Source organism: Kushneria sinocarnis, assembly GCF_003633775.1.
GTDB classification, from domain to species: domain Bacteria; phylum Pseudomonadota; class Gammaproteobacteria; order Pseudomonadales; family Halomonadaceae; genus Kushneria; species Kushneria sinocarnis.
In genome coordinates this window covers 399,175-420,838 of record NZ_RBIN01000001.1, presented here as the reverse complement: position 1 = coordinate 420,838, position 21,664 = coordinate 399,175, and the positions used below count along the sequence as shown (strand labels likewise).

Genomic DNA, 21,664 nt, shown 5'->3' with positions numbered 1-21,664 from the left:
ACCTGATCAGCGCCGGCCATTGCACTCATGAAACCTTCATTGCCGGCGCCAGAAGCGCTCTTACGGCTTCGTTAATTGCAAAAATAAAACCTGAAACCAGTGATTTGCATTACATCCGCAATCGGCAACCCGAAAACTTTCATCGTCATTGCCGGATGTCGCATTTTCCCCTCACACCTGCATCAGATTTCTCTTTAAAAACGATTAAATCATGGTGAAAGCGTCGCCACTGACAGAGAAAGACGGCGACGTCAGTGCGCCATGACATCCCGCTCAATGGCGCGCCTTTCCATCATCTCGAACAGGAATGATCAGCCATGAATGCTTCACAACACCACGCCATGTCCGCCGACGCGGCCGAAATCGAGACGCGCATCGACACGCTGCTCGGACAGATGACACTTGCAGAGAAGCTCGACTACATCGGTGGTGAGCTGGACTGGGATGTCAAACCCCGGGAAAGTCTGGGGCTGCCCCGCATCCGGGGCACCGATGCCTCACTGGGGGTTCGCTTCGGCTCACAACCCGGCGTCGGCTATCCGGCCGGACAGACACTGGCGTCGAGCTGGAACCTCGATCTGGCCAAACGTTACGGTCGGGCACTGGGATTCGATACCCGTGAAGCCGGTTTCCAGCAGATTCTCGGCCCGGGGCTCAACCTCTACCGGATGCCCTATGGCGGTCGTGCCTTCGAGCACATGACCGGCGAAGAGCCGATGCTGGGCAGCGTACTGGCTGCCGCCGCCATCAACGGCATCCAGTCGCGCGGTGTGTGGTGCAGCGTCAAGCACCTGACCGCCAACAACCAGGAGACCAACCGCTTTTACCTCGATGAGATCATCGACGAGCGCACCCTGCGCGAACACTATCTGCTGGCTTTCGAGTCGGTGGTCAAGAATGCGCACCCTGCCTCGATCATGGCCACCCTCAATCGGGTCAACGGCGACTACGGTTGTGAGAATGCGCATATCCTCAGCGATATTCTCAAGGGCGACTGGCAGTACCAGGGGCTGGTGGAGAGTGATTACAACGGCATCATCGATGGTCTGAAGGCGGCACAGGCCGGCACCGACATCGACCGCCCCACCGGCTACCGGATGAATGCCGAGACGCTGATGCCGGCACTGGAGGACAGCACGCTCGAGGAAAGCATCATCGATGACAAGGTGCGCCGCATCATGCGCCAGATCCTGCGCTTCGGCTTCGATGAGGCGCTGCCGGAAGGCTCGGGCGAAATCCACAGCGCCGAGAGCCAGCGGGTGGCGCTGGAGATCGCCCGCCAGGGCATTGTCCTGCTGCGCAACGAACCCGCCTGCCACCGCCGCCCGCTACTGCCGCTCAACCGGCAGCAACGAATCGCCGTGGTCGGAGAGCTGAGCCGCAACGCACCGCCCACCGGGTTCGGCAGTGCCAACATCGACCCGGTGGACTACACCAGCGAACTCGATGGTCTGCGCGATCTGGCCGGTGACGGGGCACGGGTGGACTTCATCGAGTCGCTGGCCCTCAACCCGCGCAACAGTGTCTGGTTCACCCTTGATGACGCGGGAGAGGAAGTCCGGGGGCTCCATGGCGCCTATTACGCCACCGATGATTTCGATCAGGCCGAACCCACCTTCGAGCGCATCGAACCGGCACTCAACTGGGATTTCTCGACCAACGAGAACGTGACCGACTTCGGCACCACCAACAGCTGGAACAACAGGTTCGATACCCGGGCCGGCGCCCTCTCGGCCCGCTTCACCGGTTTCATCCGCCCCGAACTCGAAGGCGATCATGTCTTCAAGGTGCGCGCCGATGGCCCGATACGGCTCTGGGTCGATGATGAGCTGATCCTCGATGCCGCCAACGAGCTGCCGGCGCCGACCATTCCCGATCCCGCGGCCCGCAACGCTCGCGCCCGGGCACTGCAGGCCGGCCGGGCCTACCGGGTGGTACTCGAATACACCCGGCGCAGCGGCTTCTCCGGCACCCTGGGCGGGCTGCAGGGCGTGCAGATGAGCTGGGCCTCGCTGGCCGCGCCGGCTGCGCTGGCCGACTATGACGCCGTCATCGTGGCCGCCGGCAACAGTGCCGAATACGAGGGCGAGGCGTTCGATCACGACTTCGAACTGCCGGAGTTCCAGGCCGAACTGATCGAAAGCATCGCCTCGCGCAACCCGCATACCGTGGTGGTCCTGCACGGCGGCACCGGACTCGCCATGGACTCCTGGCTGACACGCGTCGGGGCCGTACTGCACGCCTGGTATCCGGGCCAGCACGGTGGCCGCGCACTGGCCGAAATCCTCTACGGCGACATCTCGCCCAGCGGCCGGCTGCCGATCTCGATCGAACGCACCGTCGAGGATAACCCGGCCCATGGCAGCTACCCCGCGCCGAGCGAGGCCTATGGTGACGACGACAACGCCATCGAGCGGATGGTCTACAGCGAGGGGCTGGATATCGGCTATCGTGGCTATGACAGGCTGCAGCGCACACCGCTCTTCCCGTTCGGCTTCGGTCTGAGCTACTCCCGCTTCGAACTGGAGGACTTCACGCTGCTGGATGAGCCGGATGGCCGTACCCGGGCCGTGGGCCGCATCACCAATGTCGGTGACCGGGCCGCCGCCGAGGTGATCCAGCTCTACGTGGGAGCGCCCGAGCACAGCGAGGTCGAGCGCCCGCTACGGGTACTGCGCGCCTTTACCCGGGTCATGCTGCAACCGGGCGAAACCCGCTTCCTGTCGCTCGAACTGCATGACCGGGCGCTGGCCCGCTTCGACCCGGACCGCACGCAGTGGATCGTCGATGCCGGGTGCTATCCCATCGAAATCGGCACCTCGTGCCGCCACACGCACACGATCGGGTTCATCGAGCGCGACCGCGAGCGGGCGCTGGACGTGCACGACAGCAACCCGCTGGCGGATCCGGCCACCGTCAGGATATAACCGGCCACGGTCGATACCGGCCATCTCAGCGGGCGTCATGTCGATGGCGCCCGCTACCTGTCGCGCATACGGCCACGCTCACACGGCCCGCCCCCGCCATGGCCATTTCAAGCCGCCAGCATGCCGCGCTCGGTAATGAAGGCGAGAATGGTATCGAGCCCGCTACCCTCATGCAGATTGGTGAACACGAACGGCCGCTCGCCGCGCATCCTGCGGGCGTCGCGATCCATCACGTCGAGATCGGCGCCCACCTGCGGGGCCAGATCGATCTTGTTGATGATCAGCAGATCCGAGCGGGTAATCCCCGGCCCGCCCTTGCGCGGAATCTTGTCGCCGGCGGAGACATCGATCACGTAGAGGGTGAGATCGGAGAGCTCGGGGCTGAAGGTCGCGGCCAGGTTGTCGCCGCCGGACTCGATCAGCACCAGCTCCAGCCCCTCATGGCGCTGATGGAGCTCGTCGATGGCCGCCAGGTTCATCGAGGCGTCCTCGCGGATCGCGGTATGCGGGCAGCCGCCGGTTTCCACGCCGATGATGCGATCGCTGGAAAGCGCCTCGTGACGCTGGAGAAATTCGGCATCCTCGCGAGTGTAGATGTCGTTGGTCACCACGGCGAGATTGACCCGCTCGCGCAGCGCCCGGCAGAGCTGCAGCAGCAGCGCGGTCTTGCCTGATCCCACCGGGCCGCCGATGCCGACCCGAAGACACTGTGTCATTGTCCTGATCCTTCTGTTCCGATTGTCAGGATGGCGCTCCTGCGATGACGTTCGCGTCAGGAGCGGATTCGTTTCAAATGCCGCTGATATTTCGCGACTGAAGTCGCTCCTACAGGCAACCTTCTGCCCATCTCCCATGGCGGCGGGTTCATTCAAACGCCACTGATATTTCGCGACTGAAGTCGCTCCTGCAGGCAACCTTCTGCCCATCTCCCGCGGCGGCGGGTTCATTCAAACGCCGCTGATATTTCGCGACTGAAGTCGCTCCTGCAGGCAACCTTCTGCCCATCTCCGGCGGCGGCGGGTTCATTCGAACGCCGCTGATGTGTCGCGACTGAAGTCGCTCCTGCAGGCAACCTTCTGCCCATCTTCCATGGCGGCGGGTTCATTCAAACGCCGCTGATATTTCGCGACTGAAGCCGCTCCTGCAGGCAACCTTCTGCCCATCTCCCGCGGCGGCGGGTTCATCCGGGCGCCGCTGATATTTCGCGACTGAAGTCGCTCCTGCAGGCAACCTTCTGCCCACCTTCCGCGGGCGATTCATTCGAACGCCGCTGATATTTCGCGATCGAAGCCCGCCTGCAGGACAACAGAGCCGTCTTCTGTAGGAGCGACTTCAGTCGCGATGTTTTTCGGCGCTCAGCTGCGAAACAGCCGCGAATACTGCGTCTCATGCAGTGCGCTCGCCAGCGTCACCCCCGGCGTGACCGGGCCCAGCTCGTCATCGGCCAGCGTCTCGGCAATATCGACCGCCTCGATCAGCCGCGGGCGTAGCCGCTCGATCACCCGCTGCGCCGCGCTCTGCCCCAGCCGCAGCGCCTTGCAGGCCGCGCCCAGCTGGTTCTCCAGCCACGCCCAGCCGAATCCCAGGGTGGCGGTGCGCTCGTCGAGCCCGCGCATCCGGGCCGCCCGGGCAAACAGCGTGACGTAGGCCAGGGTCTCCAGTCGGGCCAGCACGCCCGGCTCGGGCGCCAGCCCCAGCCCCTCCAGCCAGCGCCGCAGCGAGTGCCCCAGCTGGACATCCTCTTCCAGCAGCTCGCGGGTCTCGCGCGCCGCCAGCAGCCAGTCGTTCCACTCGACCAGCGCCGCGACATCCTCGGCCCGCCAGGCACGCAGCAGGCGCGGCAGCAGCGGCAGCTCCAGGCGGCCGATGCCATCGAACAACACACCCTCGAGCCAGTCGCCGAGGCTCGCCTCGTCACGCACCCAGTCCAGCTCGAAGGCGCTCTCCAGCCCCTGTGACCAGGCAAAGGCCCCCACCGGCAGCGCCGGGCTGACCAGCTGCAACAGTCCCAGCAGCGCGAGTTCGCCGCCCGGGAGCGGGGTGGCCGCTTCGCTCATTCGTGCGGGTGCCCGGAGGCCGGATGATGATCATGCGCGTGGGCATGCCCCCATGCCCCTCGGCATAGGCGCCGGACTCGGGGTCAAACGGCGCCTCGCCCCGCTCGAGCCGGGCACCCAGCCGCTCGGCCAGTGCTTCCAGCACATGATCCGGCTGCAGCCGCACGAAGCCTCCCTGCGCATCCTCGCCGATCGCCAGCGGCACGTGGCGGTTGCCGAGGTGATAGCAGAGCCGCGCCAGCGCCAGCGCGCCCTCGATGCGCGCGGTGGCCACCGGCTCGGCGGCGGCCCGGATCAGCAGCACCTCGCCACCTTCGAGCCGCACGCCGTCGCCGTCGCGCAGCACCGGGCCACGCTCGAGGAACAGGCCGACATCGTGTCCGTCATCGCTGGTGGCGCGCAGCCGGCCGCGCGAGCGCTGCTCGTGGGTCAGGGTATCCAGCACTGGCGCATGCGCCAGTGCCTCGCGGTTCAGGCGCTCGATCGCCTTGTACATGTCGGTCAGCCGCTCCTTGCGGGGTCAGAACAGGTGATAGCGCTGGGCCAGCGGCAGCTCGGCGGCCGGCTCGCAGCTCAGGAGCTCGCCATCGGCGTGCACCTCGTAGGTCTGCGGATCGACCTCGATCCTCGGCAGGGCGTCGTTGAGCTTCATGTCCCCCTTGCGCACGCCGCGCACGTCACGCACCGCGCTCAGGGGACTCGCCAGCCCCAGCCGGCGGCCGAGATCGGCATCGATCGCCGCCTGACTGACGAAGGTCAGCCGGGTGGCACTGGCTGCCCGGCCGTGGCTGCCGAACATCGGTCGGTAGTGCACCGGCTGCGGAGTGGGAATCGAGGCGTTGGGATCGCCCATCGGCGCCAGCGCGATCATGCCGCCCTTGAGCACCAGCGCCGGCTTGACGCCGAAGAAGCCCGGCTTCCACAGCACCAGATCGGCCAGCTTGCCGACCTCGACCGAGCCCACCTCGTGGGCGATGCCGTGGGTGATCGCCGGGTTGATGGTGTACTTGGCGATATAGCGCCGGGCCCGGAAGTTGTCCACCGGACCGTCGGCGGCCGTCCCCAGCCCGCCACGCTGCTGCTTCATCTTGTGCGCGGTCTGCCAGGTGCGGCAGATCACTTCGCCGACCCGGCCCATCGCCTGGGCGTCGGAGGCGATCATCGACAGCGCCCCCAGGTCGTGCAGGATATCCTCGGCGGCAATGGTTTCGCGGCGGATGCGCGAGTCGGCGAACGCCACATCCTCGGGAATGGCGGGGTCGAGGTGGTGGCACACCATCAGCATGTCGAGGTGCTCGTCGATGGTGTTGACCGTGTAGGGCCGGGTGGGATTGGTCGACGACGGCAGCACGTGCGCCAGCCCGCAGGCGGTGATGATGTCCGGGGCGTGGCCGCCGCCGGCCCCTTCGGTGTGATAGGTGTGGATGCCGCGCTCGCGGAAGGCGCGGAAGGTCTCCTCGACGAAGCCGGCCTCGTTGAGGGTATCGGTATGAATCGCCACCTGCACATCGAAGCGTTCGGCCACGCTCAGGCAGTTGTCGATGGTCGCCGGCGTGGTGCCCCAGTCCTCGTGCAGCTTGAGCCCCATCGCGCCGGCGCGGATCTGCATCTCGATTCCGGCCGGATCGCTGGTATTGCCCTTGCCGAGCAGACCGACGTTCATCGGCATGCCATCGACCGCCTCCAGCATCCGCGCCAGATGCCACTCGCCCGGCGTGCAGGTGGTGGCGTTGGTGCCGGTCGCCGGGCCGGTGCCGCCCCCCAGCATGGTGGTGATCCCGGACGCCAGCGCCTCATCGACCTGCTGGGGGCAGATGAAGTGGACATGCGCATCCAGTCCGCCGGCGGTCAGGATCTTGCCTTCGCCGGCGATCACCTCGGTGCCCGGCCCGAGCGGAATGGTGACCGCGGACTGGGTATCCGGGTTGCCGGCCTTGCCGATGGCGCTGATGCGCCCATGGCGGATCGCCACATCCGCCTTGACCACTCCCCACCAGTCGAGAATCAGCGCATTGGTGATCACGGTATCGGGCACCGCCGCGTCGGTGCGCTGGCCCTGCCCCATGCCGTCGCGGATGACCTTGCCGCCGCCGAACTTCACCTCCTCGCCGGGCACGGTACAGTCGCGCTCGACCTCGATGAACAGCTCGGTGTCGCCCAGCCGTACCCGGTCACCGGTGGTGGGGCCGTACATGTCGGCATAGGCCTGTCGGGAGATGCGACTCATGCGGTGTCCTCCTCATCCAGCGGGCCCATCACCTCGCCGCGAAAGCCGTAGACATGACGCCGGCCGGCCAGCGCCACCAGCGTCACATCCCGGGTCTGGCCGGGCTCGAAGCGCACCGCCGAACCCGCCGGCACATCGAGCCGAAAGCCGCGCGCCGCACCGCGATCGAAATCGAGCGCGGAATTGGTCTCGGCAAAGTGATAGTGCGAGCCCACCTGCACCGGCCGGTCGCCGGTATTGGCCACCGCCAGCGTGCGCCGCTCGCGCTCGGCATTGAGTTCGATCTCGCCGTCCTGCAGCTGATATTCACCGGGGATCATGGGTCTGCTCCCGCCCTGTGGATGGAGTGTCGGTGCAAAAGCGAGGGGCGCGACGACCGGGCGGCGAGCCCGCCGCCGTCGCGCCCTCAGACGATCGGATCATGCACGGTCACCAGCTTGGTGCCGTCCGCGAAGGTCGCCTCGACCTGCACATCCTCGATCATCTCGGGCACGCCCTCCTGGACATCATCGCGGGTGAGAATCTCGCGACCGTAGCTCATCAGTTCGGCCACGCTCCTGCCGTCGCGGGCGCCTTCGAGAATCTCGAAGCTGATCAGCGCCACCGCTTCCGGATAGTTCAGCTTCAGCCCGCGGGCGCGACGCCGCTCGGCCAGCTGGGCTGCCGAGAACAGCATCAGCTTGTCCCGGTCCCTTGGTGTCAGTTCCATCGGCCATGCTCCTGCAGCAAGATGCCAGCCATGCGGTGGCATTGCGGTTTCAAAATGCACTCACCGGGCCGGGCCGCCCGGGGGTGGTTCAGGTCGCCCAGATGCGCGGCGCACACGCCGGCCGGCCGGAGAGGCGCGGTCGCAACAGCTGCCAGGCACGTTCACACAGCCGCCAGGCGGTACGGGTGTCATCACCGAGATAGCGCAGCAGCAGCACCTCCCAGCGCAGCGTGACCGCCCAGCAGGTCGGCGGCTCATCGACGAGCGTCTCGCGCAGCGCCGCCACGCTCGCCTCCGGCGCGTCGAGCCCCACGGCCCACAGGGTCGCCTGTACCGTGGCACCGCCCTGCCCCCAGCGACCGGCAAAGCGCGGATGCCGGGGATCGAGCGGCTGACGCTCGTGCCACAGCACCCGGCCGCCACGTTCGAGGCGAAAGCGCTGTTCGAGCATGCCGTGGCGATAGGGCTGCGCGCCTGCCGGCCGGCCCAGCGCCAGCACCTCCCAGCCCAGCGTCGCGGCTCCGGCGGCCAGCTCGATATGGGTGGTCTGCGTACCGCGGGCCCCGTCGAAGGCGATGGTCTCCTGCGGCAGCCACTCGAGCACGCCCCCGGACTCGACCGCCAGCCGGGCATGCTGCTCGAACGCCACGCCGCGAGCATCGCTGCGGTAGAGCTTGGTCGCCGCCGGCGTGGTCACCAGCGCCTCGGCCCCCGCGGCCACATGAATGCGCATGTCGAGCGCATCGCCGCTGGCCAGCCCCCCCGGGGGATGCAGCAGATAGAGATGGCAGGGCGCACCTTCCGGATGAAAGGGGCGCTGCACCCGCAGCGGCCCCTGATGGCGACTGCGAACCAGCCGGGTCCGGTCGCCGCGCGGGGCGAACTGCAGTTCCAGCGACGCCGGCCAGCGCCGTGCGGCATCGAAGCGGTGGCCGCTGTCCGCCGGCCCCTCGGCCCGGCTGCCCTGTCGCTCTGCCTGTTCGCTCATCACGTGTTCATTCCCATCCTCACCGGGTCCGGACCCATCCTGCCTTTCACTGTGCCGGCGCCGGTACGGCATGGCGGTCACCGGTACTCAGACAGAGCGAGCAGATCACGCCCTGATGCTGCGCCGAGTAGAGCACATCCGGCCGCTCGAAGGTCGCCTCGCAGGCCACGCACTGATGCAGCGTATCGCCCGGCGTGCCATCGGGCAGAAAGCGCGGGGTTGCCATGCCGTCGTCACGCTGTCTGAGGTAGTAGCGCCCCCGGGTGATCGCGGCCATCAGCGGCGTCATCACCAGCGCCACCACGATGGCGACCAGCGGCGAATAGGACGCCAGCAGCTCGCCCAGGGCGCCGAAGTAGGCCGCAATCGACAGGCCTGCCGAGGCGATGAAGGAGACCGTCCCTACCGGATTGACGGCGTGCAGCATGCCCCGCCGGAATTCCGGCAGCCGGGGCGAGAGCCCGAGCAGATACTTGTTGAAGACGATATCGCTGGCCACCGTGACCACCCAGGCCACCGCGCAGTTGGAGTAGAAGCCGAGAATATCGCCCAGCACGGCGAACATGTTGGCCTCCATCAGCGCCAGGGCGATGGAGAGGTTGATGATCACGAACACCAGCCGGCCGGGATAGTGGCCGGTCACCCGGGTAAAGGCATTGGTCCAGGCCAGCGACCCCGAATAGGCGTTGGTGACGTTGATCTTGATCTGGCTGATCACCACCAGGATCACCGCCAGGGTCATGGCCAGCCAGCCGGGTACCAGCTGGCCGAAGGTCGCCACGAACTGCTGGACCGGCTCGGTGGCGCTGGTATTGCCCACCCGGGAGACGATATAGACCGCCAGAAAGGCACCGATCGCCTGCTTGAGGGCGCCCAGGATGACCCAGCCGGGCCCGGCGGCCAGCACCCCGGCCCACCAGGCGCGCCGATTCTCCGCGGTGCGGGTCGGCATGAAGCGCAGATAGTCCACCTGCTCGCCGATCTGCGCCATCAGCGACAGCGCCACCCCGGCGCCCAGCATGACCTCGGCGAGATTGACGCCGCGCCCGCTGTCGCCGTCGAAGGCCAGCCAGGTCGAGACCATGCCCGGATCGCGATGGATCAGCCAGAGCACCGGCCCGAACATCAGTATCAGCCAGATCGGCGAGGTCCAGACCTGCAGGGTACTCAGCGCCTTCATGCCGTAGATCACCAGCGGAATGACCAGCAGCGTCGAGATCAGATACCCCAGCCAGAGCGGAATGCCCAGCCCCAGCAGCAGCCCCTGCGCCATGATCGAGCCTTCCAGCGCAAAGAAGATGAAGGTGAAGGTGGCAAAGATGATCGCGGTCAGTACCGAGCCGTAGTAGCCGAAGCCGGCGCCGCGGGTAACCAGGTCCAGATCGATGTTGTAGCGGGCGCAGTAGTACGCGATCGGCAGCCCCGTGGCGAAGATCACCACCGCGGCCACCAGGATCCCCAGCAGGGCATTCAGGGTGCCGTGGGTCAGGCCGATGGTGGCGCCGATGGAGAAGTCGGCCAGATAGGCGATCCCGCCCAGCGCGGTGATGGCCACCACGGACGGACGCCAGCGACGAAAGCTGCGGGGCGCATAGCGCAGCGTATAGTCTTCCAGGGTTTCGTCGCTGCTGCGCGGCGCCGCCTCGCGGACACCTGACTGGCGGGTGGTCATGCGGGTGCTCCCTGCACCGGCCCTGCGGCATGAAGGCCGGCTGCGGCTGTGATGAATAAGGTCAGTGGCGTTGAGCGCGGCACCACGGTGAACTTCGCTGGTGCAGCCGCGCCTCGGCCCTGCCCATCCTCATACAAATTTCATGCCGGAATCCCGGAAACGCCGGCCACACGCGCTCTCGTGGGGCGCCACGGCGCCCCTCGGCGTCCCCATGCACCATGCCGGATCAGCATGGCGCACAATAAGGGTGCAAACAGCCGGCAGAGCGACCGGCCATGCACCATGGCAAGGCGCCCGGTCATACCGTGAGGTGCGTGGCCACCAGCCGGTCATCGAGTTCGCCGATCGCCCCGACGGCGACGTGATGTCCCCGATCCATCAGCATGAAGTGATCGGCGTAGCGGCGGGCAAAGGGCAGCTTCTGCTCGACCAGCAGCACCGTCAGCCGGTCCTCCTGTTGCAGCCGGCGCAACACCTCGCCGATCTGCGTTACGATGTTGGGCTGGATGCCCTCGCCCGGTTCGTCGAGGATCAAAAGGCGCGGATCGAGCACCAGCGCCCGGCCGATCGCCAGCTGCTGCTGCTGTCCGCCGGAGAGATCGCCGCCGCGGCGATGGCGCATCTCCCTGAGCACCGGAAACAGCTCGTAGATGCGTTCGGGAATGCGCCGCACTCGATCGCGCCGCGCCGGCAGGCCGATGCGCAGGTTCTCCTCCACGCTCAGGGTGGCGAAGATCTGGCGCCCCTGCGGCACATAGCCGATGCCCAGCCCGGCGCGCGCCTCCGGGCGTCGCCCGAGCAGGTCGTCGCCGTCGAACCGGATGCGGCCACTGCGTGCTCCCACCTCGCCCATGATCGTCTTCAAAAGTGTCGTCTTGCCGACCCCGTTGCGCCCCATCACGCAGGTGCAGCCGCCGCTCGGCACCTCGAGGTCGAGATCGCGCAGGATATGGCTCTCGCCGTAGTACTGGTTCAGTCCTGCCACGCTCAGCATCAGGCTGTCTCCTCGTCACCGCCGAGATAGACCTCGATCACCCGGGGATCGCCGGCCACCTCATCCATTGAGCCCTCCGCCAGCACGCTGCCCTGGTGCAGTACCGTCACCCGGCGGGCGATCGAGCGCACGAAGCCCATGTCGTGCTCGACCACCACCACCGACTGCTGGCCCGCCAGCCGGGTCAGCAGATCCGCGGTGCGGTGCATCTCCGGTTCGGTCATGCCCGCCACCGGCTCATCCACCAGCAGCAGGCGCGGGCGCTGCATCAGCAGCATGCCGATCTCCAGCCACTGCTTCTGACCGTGGGAGAGCACGCCGGCAGGGCGATGACGCTGCGCGGTCAGCCCGGTGGTCTCGAGCACCTCGTCGATGCGCGCCTGCCCCTCGTGATCGAGCCGGGCCAGCAGCGTCTTCCAGATGCGCCGATCGCCGGCCATGGCCAGCTCCAGGTTCTCGGTCACGTCCAGCGCCTCGAAGACCGTCGGCTTCTGGAACTTGCGGCCGATCCCGAGATTGGCGATCTGCGGTTCGTCGAGCGTCAGCAGGTTGTGGCGGCTGCCGAACCAGACCTGGCCGCTGTCGGGCCGGGTCTTGCCGGTGATGATATCCATCATGGTGGTCTTGCCGGCGCCGTTGGGCCCGATGATGCAGCGCAGCTCGCCGTCGTCGATGGTCAGGTTGAGCCGGTGGATGGCCTGAAAGCCGTCGAAGCTGACGCTGACATCTTCCAGATAGAGAATCGGGCCGTGACGCACGTCCACCGGCGACTGCGCCGGCGCCATGAAATCGAAGACGCGATCCGGACGCGCGAATTCCCGCAGCCGCTCGAGACGGCCGGAAGCGATCGGATTCATGCACTTGCCTCCTGCCGGCCGCGCCGGCGTGCCAGCAGCCCGGCGATGCCCTGCGGCAGGGCCATCGTGACCAGCACGAACAGCCCGCCCAGAATGAACAGCCAGGCATCCGGCATGGCACCGGTCAGCACGGTTTTCAGATAGTTGACCACCAGTGCGCCCAGCAGTGCCCCGTACAGCGTGGCGCGGCCGCCCAGCGCCACCCACACCACGATCTCGATCGAGAACAGCGGCGCGAAGGTGCTCGGATTGATGATGCCCACCTGCGGGACATAGAGCGCGCCGGCAATCCCGGCGATCATCGCCGACACCACGAACAGCGCCAGCTTGACGTGATCGACCCGGTAGCCGATGAAGCGCACCCGCGCCTCGGCATCGCGTGTCGCCATGCTCACCCGCCCCAGCCGGGAGACGACGATCGCCCGGCACAGCCAGAAGGCGAGCAGCACGGCGACCCCGGAGGCGATGAACAGCGCCACCGTCATGCCCTCGCTGGCCAGCCGGAACCCCAGCAGCTCGTAGAAGCGGGTCAGCCCGGTGCTGCCCCCCATGCCCATCTCGTTGCGATTGAAGACCAGCATCAGCGCGAAGGTCAGCGCCTGGGTGATGATCGAGAAGTAGACCCCGGTCACCCGCGAGCGGAACGCCAGCCAGCCGAACACCAGGGCCAGCAGCCCCGGCGCGAGCACGATCGCCAGCGCGGCCACGGGAAACCAGCTCATCACCGCCTGCCAGCCGGGCAGCGGCGAGGTCTGCGCGTTGAGATAGAGCCCCATGGCGTAGCCGCCCAGGGCGAAGAAGGCGCCGTGCCCCAGGCTGAGAATGCCGAGATAGCCCCAGATCAGATCCACCGCCAGCGCCAGCAGCATGTAGGTGAAATACTTGCCGAGCAGCGCCACCGTGGCGCTGCTGACATGCAGCGGACTGGCCGCGGGCAGCGCGTTGAGCACCAGCACGCCCACCATGCCGACGATCAGCATCCCGCTGGTCAGCAGCGTCGAGCGTGACAGGAAGAGCTGGCGAGAGCGGTCGATGGCCTGCGGATGGTCGCTTGCGGTCATGAGGTGCGCCCCTTCGGTGCGAAGATGCCCTGCGGGCGCTTCTGGATGAACAGGATGACCCCGACCAGCACGAAGACCTTGGCCAGCACGGCGCCGACCCAGGGCTGCAGCACCTGGTTGATCACGCCCAGCGACATCCCGGCGACCAGCGTGCCCCACAGGTTGCCGACGCCGCCGAAGACCACGACCAGAAAGGAGTCGACGATATAGCCCTGGCCCAGGTTGGGGCCGACGTTGGTCAACTGCGACAGCGCCACGCCGGCCAGCCCGGCGACGCCCGCCCCCAGCCCGAAGGTGAGCATGTCGACGCGCGTCGCGCGGATGCCCATCGCCCGTGCCATGGCGCGATTCTGGGTCACCGCACGCACCTCCAGCCCCAGCCGGGTAAAGCGCATCAGCGCCCACAGCGCGGCAAACACCGCCAGACAGAACAGCAGCACGCCGAAGCGGTTGAGGGTCAGCGAGAGCGCCTCGTTGATCTGCCACGAGCCCTGCAGCCACTCCGGTGAACTCACCCGGCGGTTGAGCGGCGAGAAGACGGTACGCACCAGCTGCTGCAGCATCAGGCTCAGCCCGAAGGTCGCCAGCAGCGTCTCCAGCGGCCGCCCCTTGAGAAAGCGGATCACCGTGCGCTCGATCACCACCCCGAACGCCCCGGCGACCAGAAAGCCACCGGGAATCGCCAGCGCAAGTGCCAGCCCCGGCTGGCCCGGCAGCGCCTGCTGGATCAGCCAGGTGGTGTAGGCGCCGATCATGATCAGTTCGCCGTGCGCCATGTTGATCACGCCCATGACGCCGAAGGTGATCGCCAGTCCGATCGCCGCCAGCACCAGGATCGAGCCGGCACTGAGACCGAAGAAGAGCGTCTGGGCCCGGTCATACCAGGCGCGTTTGCTTTCGATGCCCTCGAGCACCGCCCGCGTCTGCCCGGCCAGCGCATCGTCACCGGCGGCGATCGGCGTCAGCGCGTTGCGCACGCGGGTATCAAGGTTGCCGCGCAGCGTGTCGAGCGCCTCGGCGTCACCGCGGGTCACCGCAAAGAGCGCAAGCGCCATCTCCAGGCGCTCACGCACCGCCGGGCTCTCTTCGTCGGCAAGCGTCTGGCGCACGGTCTCGACATTGTCCGGCGCGACCTCGCCGAGCAGGCGATCGGCGGCCCGCAGTCGCGCCGCCTCGTCGCCGCTGGTCAGTGACAGCGAGGCGAGCAGCCCCTGCAGGCGGGTGCGCAGCTCGTTGTTGATGCGAAACGCCTCGACCGTGCGCCGGGTGCCGGTACCGGCCTCCTCGTAGCTGATCGCATCGATGATCGGCCATTCGCGGCCACTGTCATCGGTGATGATGTAGAAGCGATCGCCGCGCCGGGCCTTGCCCAGGCGGCCCTCGAGCAGCGCCTGCAGCCAGCGGGTCTTCTGCTCGGCATCGCTGTCGGCAATCGCCCGGGCGGCGTCGCCCCTGGCCTGAAAGCTGTCGGTATCGAGCGCTTCCAGCAGCGCCCGGGCCCGTGACTCGCTGACGTCAGCCGTGGCGGACTGCCCCCATGCCGAGAGCAGACAGGGCAGCAGGAAAAGGAGCAGCAGGCGTACGGCATGCTGGGCTCCGGCAAGCGGGATTCGGGTCATTTTTCCTTCCTCGATGCCAGCCGCCATGCGGCCGGCATCAGAACCGGTGTTGCCGACGCAGTCTGCCGGCGCTCGTGGAGCGCCGGCAGACAGGCGTTAATCGGCCCCCTGACCGTCTTCGCAGGTCATCGACTCGACGTTGAACCGGCCGCAGCGCAGCGGTGCGCGCCAGTCGCTGATCAGGTTCTGCGATTCCGGCAGATAGTCCGACCAGGCATCGCCGGCCACCGCGGAAGGCGAACGCCAGACAACGCTGAACTGACCGTCGTCCTGGATCTCGCCGATCATGACCGGCTTGGTGATGTGATGATTGGGCATCATCGTCGACGCCCCGCCGGAGAGATTCGGCACGGTCACGCCGATGATCGCGTCCTTCACCGCATCCACCGCCGGGGTGCCGGCACTCTCGACCGCCTGCAGCCACATGTTGAAGCCGATGTAGTGCGCTTCCATCGGGTCGTTGGTGACCGCTTCGTCGTTGCCGGTATAGGCGACCCAGTTGTCGATGAAGTCGTAGTTGGCGTCGCTGTCGACGCTCATGAAGTAGTTCCACGCCGCCATGTGGCCGACCAGCGGGGCGGTATCGATGCCGGAGAGCTCCTGTTCGCCCACGGAGAACGCCACCACCGGAATGTCGGAGGCGGAGATGCCCTGGTTGGAGAGCTCGTTGTAGAAGGGCACGTTGGCATCGCCGTTGATGGTCGAGATCACCGCCGTTTTCCTGCCCTGGCTGCCGAAGTCGCTCACCCGGGAGACGATCGACTGCCAGTCGCTGAAACCGAACGGCGTGTAGTTGACCATGATGTCCTCGTCCGCCACGCCATGCTCCTTGAGATAGGCTTCGAGGATCTTGTTGGTGGTGCGCGGATAGACGTAATCGGTGCCCAGCAGCGCCCAGCGCTCGACGCCCTGGTCCATCAGGTAGTCGACGGCGGGAATCGCCTGCTGATTCGGCGCGGCGCCGGTGTAGAAGATGTTTTCGGAGGACTCCTCGCCTTCGTACTGCACCGGGTAGAACAGCAGGCCGTTGAGTTCTTCCACCACCGGCAGCACCGCCTTGCGCGACGCCGAGGTCCAGTTGCCGAAAATGACGTCGACGCGGTCATCGCCGGTCAGCATGTCACGCGCCTGCTCGGCGTAGAGCGACCAGTCCGAGTTCGGGTCCATCACCACCGGCTCCAGCTGGCGGCCCAGCAGGCCCCCGGCCTCGTTCTGCTGCTCGATCAGCATCAGCATCTCGTCCTTCAGCGTCGATTCGCTGATCGCCATGGTGCCGGAGAGCGAGTGCAGGATACCGACCCGAATCGGCCCCTGATCGTCCTGTTCGGCCGCCTGCGCCCCGAACGGCAGGGCAACCGCCAGTCCTGCCGTGATGAGCAGACGCCGCACACACAAGTGTTGAAACATGACCTGACTCCCGATGATCCCGTGGAATTGTTATCGAACTGCCCGATGTCCCTCTGTGGTGCAGGCACAGCAGCGTTCACGCCTTTGCCATACAAGAGTCATGCCAGTCCTGCGCTTTTCCATGCGCCATCATCGCGCATTGCCATGATCCGCTGCGTCATGCTGCTGCGTTTCCGATCGTCCGGGGACCTCGAAAGGCCTCGTTTGGTGCAGGAAAACGGCAAAGGCATCCGGATGCCCGAAAAGGGGGCACTCGGGCGTCCGGGGTCGCGCCCCGGCGTTGCTCGGATGCATGCCCATGGCGGCGTACGTCCGGTATGCTGCACGACATGAACGATACGCCTCCTCTCAGACGCGGCTGGACCACCGGCTGCTGCGCTGCCGCCGCGGCCCGGGCGGCCTATGGCGCGCTGCTGACCGGCGAATTCACCGACCCCGTGACGGTGCGCCTGCCGCGCGGCCAGACGCCATCGTTTGCGCTCGCCGTCCACGCGCTGTACGAGCAGGCCGGCGAGCCGATGGCCATGGCCGGGGTGATCAAGGATGCCGGCGATGACCCGGACGCCACCCATGGCGTGCTGGTGCGCGCCAGCGTGCGCGCCCTGGCCGGCGGTTCGGGGCTGGTGTTCCGCGCCGGCCCCGGGGTGGGCACGGTGACCCGGCCGGGCCTGCCGGTACCGGTGGGCGAGCCGGCCATCAATCCGGTGCCGCGACGCATGATTCTGGAGGCGCTGCAGGAGGTCGCCAGCCGGACCGACGGTCATCATCAGCTCGATCTCGAGGTCACCCTCGCCATCGACGACGGCGAGCGCATCGCCGCCGAGACCCTCAACCCGCGGCTGGGCATTCTCGGCGGTCTCTCCGTGCTCGGCACCACCGGGGTGGTCATTCCCTTCTCCTGCTCGGCCTGGATTCACTCCATCCACCGCGGCATCGATGTCGCCCGTGCCCGCGGCCTGAGCCATGTGGCCGGCTCGACCGGCTCGACCTCGGAGGCCGCCGTTCAGCAGCTCTACGCCCTCGAGGAGAGCGCGCTGATCGAGATGGGCGACTTCGTCGGCGGCATGCTCAAGTATCTGCGGGCCCATCCGGTACCGCGGGTCACCATTGCCGGGGGCATCGCCAAGATGGCCAAGCTGGGCCAGGGCATGCTCGATGTACACTCGCGCCGCGGCGGGGTCGATCTCGCCGCGCTGGCCGAACTGGCCCGCACCCGGGGCGGCAGTGACGCCCTGGTGGCGGCCATCGCCGAGGCCAATTCCGGGCTGGATGCCTTCGAACAGGCGGCCGCCGGCGGGATCGCGCTGGGGGATGCGATCGCCGAGGCGGCGCTGGCGAGCGCCGCCCGGGTCGTGCGCCAGAGCGGCATGGCGCTGGAAGTGTGCGTGTTTGACCGCCAGGGCCACTGCGTCGGGCGCAGCGGCTGGCAGACCTGCTGAGACCCCGCACGACCGCCTCCCCCGGGCCCGCGCGGCCCGCCCCTTGCATCAGAGCCACCTGTAGTAGCGCTTAAGCCTGCACCGTACTACGACCAAAGAGAGATGCGCCTCGACCGCCTGTCGGTGGTATTACGACGCCGAGGACGTCAAAAAAATCGTGCCCGTCGCGTGCAGGGCACTTCGGCAAGGGAATCGATATGTCATCGCTCGATCACGACGACGCCTATCGGCGTATCGCCAGCAATCCCAACTTTCAGGCCCTGGTACACCGACGGGGACGCTTTGCACTCACCCTGACCGCCATCATGATGGGGCTCTACTTCGCCTTCATCCTGCTGATCGCCTTTGCCCCGCAGGTGCTGGGGATTCCGGTGGCCGACGGCGCCATGACCACCTGGGGCATCGTGATCGGCATCGGCCTGATCCTGGCGGCCATCATTCTGACCGGTATCTACGTGCGCCGCGCCAATGGCGAGTTCGACCGTCTCGTCCACCAGATCCTCGAGGAGGACCGTCAATGAGCCGCTTCTCCTCTGGCACGCTACAACGTACGGGATGGCTGGCCGCCGTGGGCAGCATCGCGCTGATGCTGCCCTTGCAGGGCGCGCTGGCGGATGCCATCGGCGGCGAGGTCGAGCGTCAGCCGCTCAATATTGCCGCCATCGTGATGTTTTTGCTGTTCGTGGCCGCCACGCTCTATATCACCTGGTGGGCCTCGAAGCGCAGCCGCACCGCCTCCGACTACTATGCCGCCGGCGGTCGCATTACCGGCTTCCAGAACGGCCTGGCGATTGCCGGTGACTTCATGTCGGCGGCCTCCTTTCTGGGCATTTCGGCGCTGGTCTTCGCCTCCGGCTATGACGGTCTGATCTACTCGATGGGCTTTCTGGTCGGCTGGCCGATCATCATGTTCCTGATCGCCGAGCGGCTGCGCAATCTGGGGCGCTACACCTTCGCCGACGTCGCCTCCTATCGCCTGAAGAAACGCCCGATCCGCACGCTGTCGGCCTTCGGCTCGCTGTCGGTGGTCGCCCTCTATCTGATCGCCCAGATCGTCGGGGCGGGCAAGCTGATCCAGCTGCTGTTCGGCCTCGATTACATCGTGGCGGTGGTGATCGTCGGCGTGCTGATGGTCTGCTACGTGCTGTTCGGCGGCATGCTGGCAACGACCTGGGTACAGATGATCAAGGCGGCTTTGCTGCTGTTCGGTGCCACCTTCATGGCGCTGATGGTGCTGTGGCATGTCGGCTTCAGCGTCGAGCACCTGTTCAGCGAGGCCGCCCGGGTACATCCCGATGACGAGGCGATCATGACCCCCGGCGGCCTGGTCAGCGATCCCATCTCGGCCATCTCGCTGGGGCTGGCGCTGATGTTCGGCACCGCCGGACTGCCGCATATCCTGATGCGCTTCTTCACGGTCGGGGATGCCAAGGAGGCCCGCAAGAGCGTGTTCGTGGCGACCGGATTCATCGGCTATTTCTACATCCTCACCTTCATCATCGGTTTTGGCGCCATCCTGCTGGTCAGCACCAATCCGGCCTTCAAGGATGCCGCCGGCGCCATCATCGGCGGCAACAACATGGTGGCGGTGCACCTGGCCGACGCCGTGGGCGGCAGCCTGTTCCTCGGCTTCATCTCGGCGGTGGCCTTCGCCACCATTCTCGCGGTGGTCGCCGGGCTGACGCTGGCAGGCGCCTCGGCGGTCTCGCACGACCTCTATGCCGGCGTGCTCAAGCGCGACCAGGCCGACGAGGCGAAGGAGGTGATGGTTTCCAAGGGCGCGGTACTGGTGCTGGGGATCGTGGCCATCTGGCTGGGCATCCTGTTCGAGAGCCAGAACATCGCCTTCATGGTGGGGCTGGCCTTCTCGATCGCCGCCAGCTGCAACTTCCCGGTGCTGCTGCTGGCCATGTACTGGCGACGGCTGACCACCCGGGGCGCGCTGTGGGGCGGCGCAATGGGGCTGGCCACGGCCATCGGCCTGATGATCCTGGGACCGACCATCTGGGTGCAGGTACTGGGCCACGCCGAGCCGATCTATCCCTATGACTACCCGGCGCTGTTCTCGATGGCAGTGGCCTTTCTCGGCATCTACGTGTTCTCGGTCACCGACAAGTCCCGGGCCGCGGAAGAGGAGCGGGCCCTGTTCGAACCCCAGTTCGTGCGGTCGCAGACCGGGCTGGGCGCCAGCGGCAGTACCTCGCACTGAAGCGCCCCTCCCCCTGCCTTCAGCCCCGCCACCGGCGGGGCTTTTTCATGGTGCCTGCGCGCCGCTGCCGAGCGGCCGCGAGCGGCGAAGAAAGGGATCGGCGGCCATGGCGCCGGCCCGCAATGACTGATACTTTCGTCTCATGAGCTTCCCGCGAGAAGCCTGATAACAAGGCCAACAATCGACGAGTATCGCCATGACAGAGCACACTGCCTCCGGGCATGCGGCACGCGACGCCGCGCCCCGCCTCGACATGCGCCAGCGCCTGCGCGCGCTGGGTCCCGCCGCGATGGTGGCGGCCTGCATCCTGGGCCCCGGCTCCATCACTACCCTGTCGGTCGCCGGTGCCACCTACGGCTATCAGCTGCTGTGGGCGACCCTTGCCGCCTCGCTGGTCGCCTTCTGCTTCCAGCGCCCGGTCATCCGCTTCACCCTGATGACGCGCCAGTCCGCCATGGAGGGCATTCGCACCACCATGGGCCGGGGCTGGTCGGGCCTGCTCTACGTCGCCCTGCTGCTGGGGGCCGTCGCCTTTCAGGCCGGCAACTTCACCGGCGCGGCGCTGGCCCTGAACTTCTTTCTGCCGTCCATTCCGATCGTGGTCTGGGTCGCCCTTCTGGCGCTGGCCGCACTGATCATGTGCTGGGTGGGGGTCTATCGCCTGCTGGAGAACGTCAACCGGGTCATCATCGGCCTGATCGTGCTCTCGTTCGTGCTGACCGCCCTGTTTGCCGGCCCGGACCTTGCCACCGTCGCCGCCACGGGCTTCTCGTTTCAGGTCCCGGCAGGCAACTACTGGCTGATCCTGGCCCTGATCGCGACCACGCTGCCGCCCAATACCGTGCTGGGGCTGTCAGCCTTCATCAAGCGCAAGTACGCCAATGACCACACCACCCCCATGGCCGAGCGGCTCGCCCTGTCGCGTTTCGATCACACCACCAACGTGGTCATTACCGGACTGGTCATGGTCGCCATCCTGCTCTGCGCCGGCAGTGTCATCCATGGCAGCGACGCCTCGGTCTCGGGGGCGACCGACATGGCCCGCCAGCTGACACCGATGCTGGGGCAGTACGCCGGTATCCTGTTCTCGCTGGGGCTGTGGGCGGCGGGCTTCTCGTCGGGGCTGTTCAACATCGCGGTGCAGCCCCCGCTGCTGGGCGAGGCGCTGGGGCGCTCCGAAGACGCCGGCGACCGTTTCAACCGGGCCGCCATGCTGTTTGCCGGACTGGCGCCGATCGCGATCGTGGCCGCCTTCGGCAGCACGCCGATCGAGCTGATCCTGGCCGCCCAGGCCATCAACGGCCTGCTGCTGCCTGCCATCGTCGGGTCGATCTGGGTGCTCTGCAATCGACGCCGCTTTCTCGGCGAACTGGCCAACACACGGCGCCAGAACGTGGTCTATGGCCTCGTGATGCTGGTGGTCTCGCTGGTCGCCCTCCGGGTGTTTCTCGATATCTTCGGCGTCATCTGAGGGCATGCCCCGCGGCACAGCGGCCTG

Annotated in this window: 18 protein-coding genes; 5 read left to right on the top strand and 13 right to left on the bottom strand. The window is 67.0% G+C overall.

What is annotated here, in order from left to right:
* Positions 1 to 317 precede the first annotated feature (317 nt).
* On the top strand, positions 318 to 2,927 hold the full coding sequence (locus C7446_RS01895) for a beta-glucosidase (protein ID WP_121170730.1): 2,610 nt from the start codon (positions 318 to 320) through the stop codon (positions 2,925 to 2,927).
* Positions 2,928 to 3,034: 107 nt separating this feature from the next.
* On the opposite strand, the gene ureG is transcribed toward C7446_RS01895, so the two are convergent.
* The 13 genes from ureG to urtA all read right to left on the bottom strand — a co-directional run bounded on the left by ureG (position 3,035) and on the right by urtA (position 16,518).
* Positions 3,035 to 3,643: an urease accessory protein UreG gene (gene ureG / locus C7446_RS01890; RefSeq protein ID WP_121170728.1), complete on the bottom strand. Its 609-nt coding sequence runs from the start codon at positions 3,641 to 3,643 to the stop codon at positions 3,035 to 3,037.
* A gap of 639 nt (positions 3,644 to 4,282) precedes the next feature.
* Positions 4,283 to 4,930: an urease accessory protein UreF gene (locus tag C7446_RS01885; RefSeq protein WP_425454099.1), complete on the bottom strand. Its 648-nt coding sequence runs from the start codon at positions 4,928 to 4,930 to the stop codon at positions 4,283 to 4,285.
* Entirely contained in the window at positions 4,842 to 5,480 is a 639-nt protein-coding gene (locus C7446_RS01880) for an urease accessory protein UreE (RefSeq protein ID WP_425454094.1), read from the bottom strand. Before C7446_RS01880 ends, C7446_RS01885 begins: the two co-directional genes overlap by 89 nt.
* Before the next feature lie 24 nt (positions 5,481 to 5,504).
* The gene (gene ureC, locus C7446_RS01875; protein WP_121170724.1) at positions 5,505 to 7,211 is read right to left on the bottom strand and encodes an urease subunit alpha; all 1,707 of its coding nucleotides are present in this window, start codon (positions 7,209 to 7,211) and stop codon (positions 5,505 to 5,507) included.
* Positions 7,208 to 7,531 (bottom strand): urease subunit beta, encoded by a 324-nt coding sequence (locus C7446_RS01870; protein ID WP_121170723.1) that lies wholly within the window; start codon positions 7,529 to 7,531, stop codon positions 7,208 to 7,210. The genes ureC and C7446_RS01870 overlap by 4 nt, the downstream gene beginning before the upstream one ends.
* A gap of 86 nt (positions 7,532 to 7,617) precedes the next feature.
* Positions 7,618 to 7,920 carry an urease subunit gamma gene (locus C7446_RS01865; protein WP_121170722.1) on the bottom strand — a complete coding sequence of 101 codons (303 nt, stop codon included), beginning with the start codon at positions 7,918 to 7,920 and terminating at the stop codon, positions 7,618 to 7,620.
* 88 nt (positions 7,921 to 8,008) lie between these two features.
* Entirely contained in the window at positions 8,009 to 8,908 is a 900-nt protein-coding gene (locus tag C7446_RS01860; protein ID WP_121170721.1) for an urease accessory protein UreD, read from the bottom strand.
* Positions 8,909 to 8,954: 46 nt separating this feature from the next.
* A complete protein-coding gene (locus tag C7446_RS01855; protein WP_121170720.1) occupies positions 8,955 to 10,580 on the bottom strand; it encodes a purine-cytosine permease family protein in 1,626 nt (541 codons plus the stop codon).
* Between the two features lie 298 nt (positions 10,581 to 10,878).
* On the bottom strand, positions 10,879 to 11,574 hold the full coding sequence (gene urtE, locus C7446_RS01850; protein ID WP_121170718.1) for an urea ABC transporter ATP-binding subunit UrtE: 696 nt from the start codon (positions 11,572 to 11,574) through the stop codon (positions 10,879 to 10,881).
* Positions 11,574 to 12,431 (bottom strand): urea ABC transporter ATP-binding protein UrtD, encoded by an 858-nt coding sequence (gene urtD / locus C7446_RS01845; RefSeq protein ID WP_121170716.1) that lies wholly within the window; start codon positions 12,429 to 12,431, stop codon positions 11,574 to 11,576. Before urtD ends, urtE begins: the two co-directional genes overlap by 1 nt.
* On the bottom strand, positions 12,428 to 13,492 hold the full coding sequence (gene urtC, locus C7446_RS01840) for an urea ABC transporter permease subunit UrtC (RefSeq protein ID WP_121170714.1): 1,065 nt from the start codon (positions 13,490 to 13,492) through the stop codon (positions 12,428 to 12,430). The genes urtD and urtC overlap by 4 nt, the downstream gene beginning before the upstream one ends.
* Positions 13,489 to 15,111, bottom strand: a complete 1,623-nt coding sequence (gene urtB / locus C7446_RS01835; protein ID WP_121170712.1) for an urea ABC transporter permease subunit UrtB — start codon at positions 15,109 to 15,111, stop codon at positions 13,489 to 13,491. Before urtB ends, urtC begins: the two co-directional genes overlap by 4 nt.
* Before the next feature lie 96 nt (positions 15,112 to 15,207).
* Complete coding sequence (gene urtA, locus C7446_RS01830; RefSeq protein ID WP_121170710.1) at positions 15,208 to 16,518, bottom strand: urea ABC transporter substrate-binding protein; 1,311 nt, start codon at positions 16,516 to 16,518, stop codon at positions 15,208 to 15,210.
* 329 nt (positions 16,519 to 16,847) lie between these two features.
* Between urtA and C7446_RS01825 the strand changes: the two genes are divergently transcribed.
* The 4 genes from C7446_RS01825 to C7446_RS01810 all read left to right on the top strand — a co-directional run bounded on the left by C7446_RS01825 (position 16,848) and on the right by C7446_RS01810 (position 21,637).
* Positions 16,848 to 17,957, top strand: a complete 1,110-nt coding sequence (locus C7446_RS01825) for a cobalt-precorrin-5B (C(1))-methyltransferase (RefSeq protein ID WP_211327820.1) — start codon at positions 16,848 to 16,850, stop codon at positions 17,955 to 17,957.
* Positions 17,958 to 18,154: 197 nt separating this feature from the next.
* Positions 18,155 to 18,478 carry a DUF485 domain-containing protein gene (locus C7446_RS01820; protein ID WP_121170707.1) on the top strand — a complete coding sequence of 108 codons (324 nt, stop codon included), beginning with the start codon at positions 18,155 to 18,157 and terminating at the stop codon, positions 18,476 to 18,478.
* Positions 18,475 to 20,166, top strand: a complete 1,692-nt coding sequence (locus tag C7446_RS01815; protein ID WP_211327819.1) for a cation acetate symporter — start codon at positions 18,475 to 18,477, stop codon at positions 20,164 to 20,166. The genes C7446_RS01820 and C7446_RS01815 overlap by 4 nt, the downstream gene beginning before the upstream one ends.
* 196 nt (positions 20,167 to 20,362) lie before the next feature.
* Positions 20,363 to 21,637 carry an Nramp family divalent metal transporter gene (locus C7446_RS01810; protein ID WP_121170705.1) on the top strand — a complete coding sequence of 425 codons (1,275 nt, stop codon included), beginning with the start codon at positions 20,363 to 20,365 and terminating at the stop codon, positions 21,635 to 21,637.
* The last annotated feature ends 27 nt before the right edge of the window (positions 21,638 to 21,664 follow it).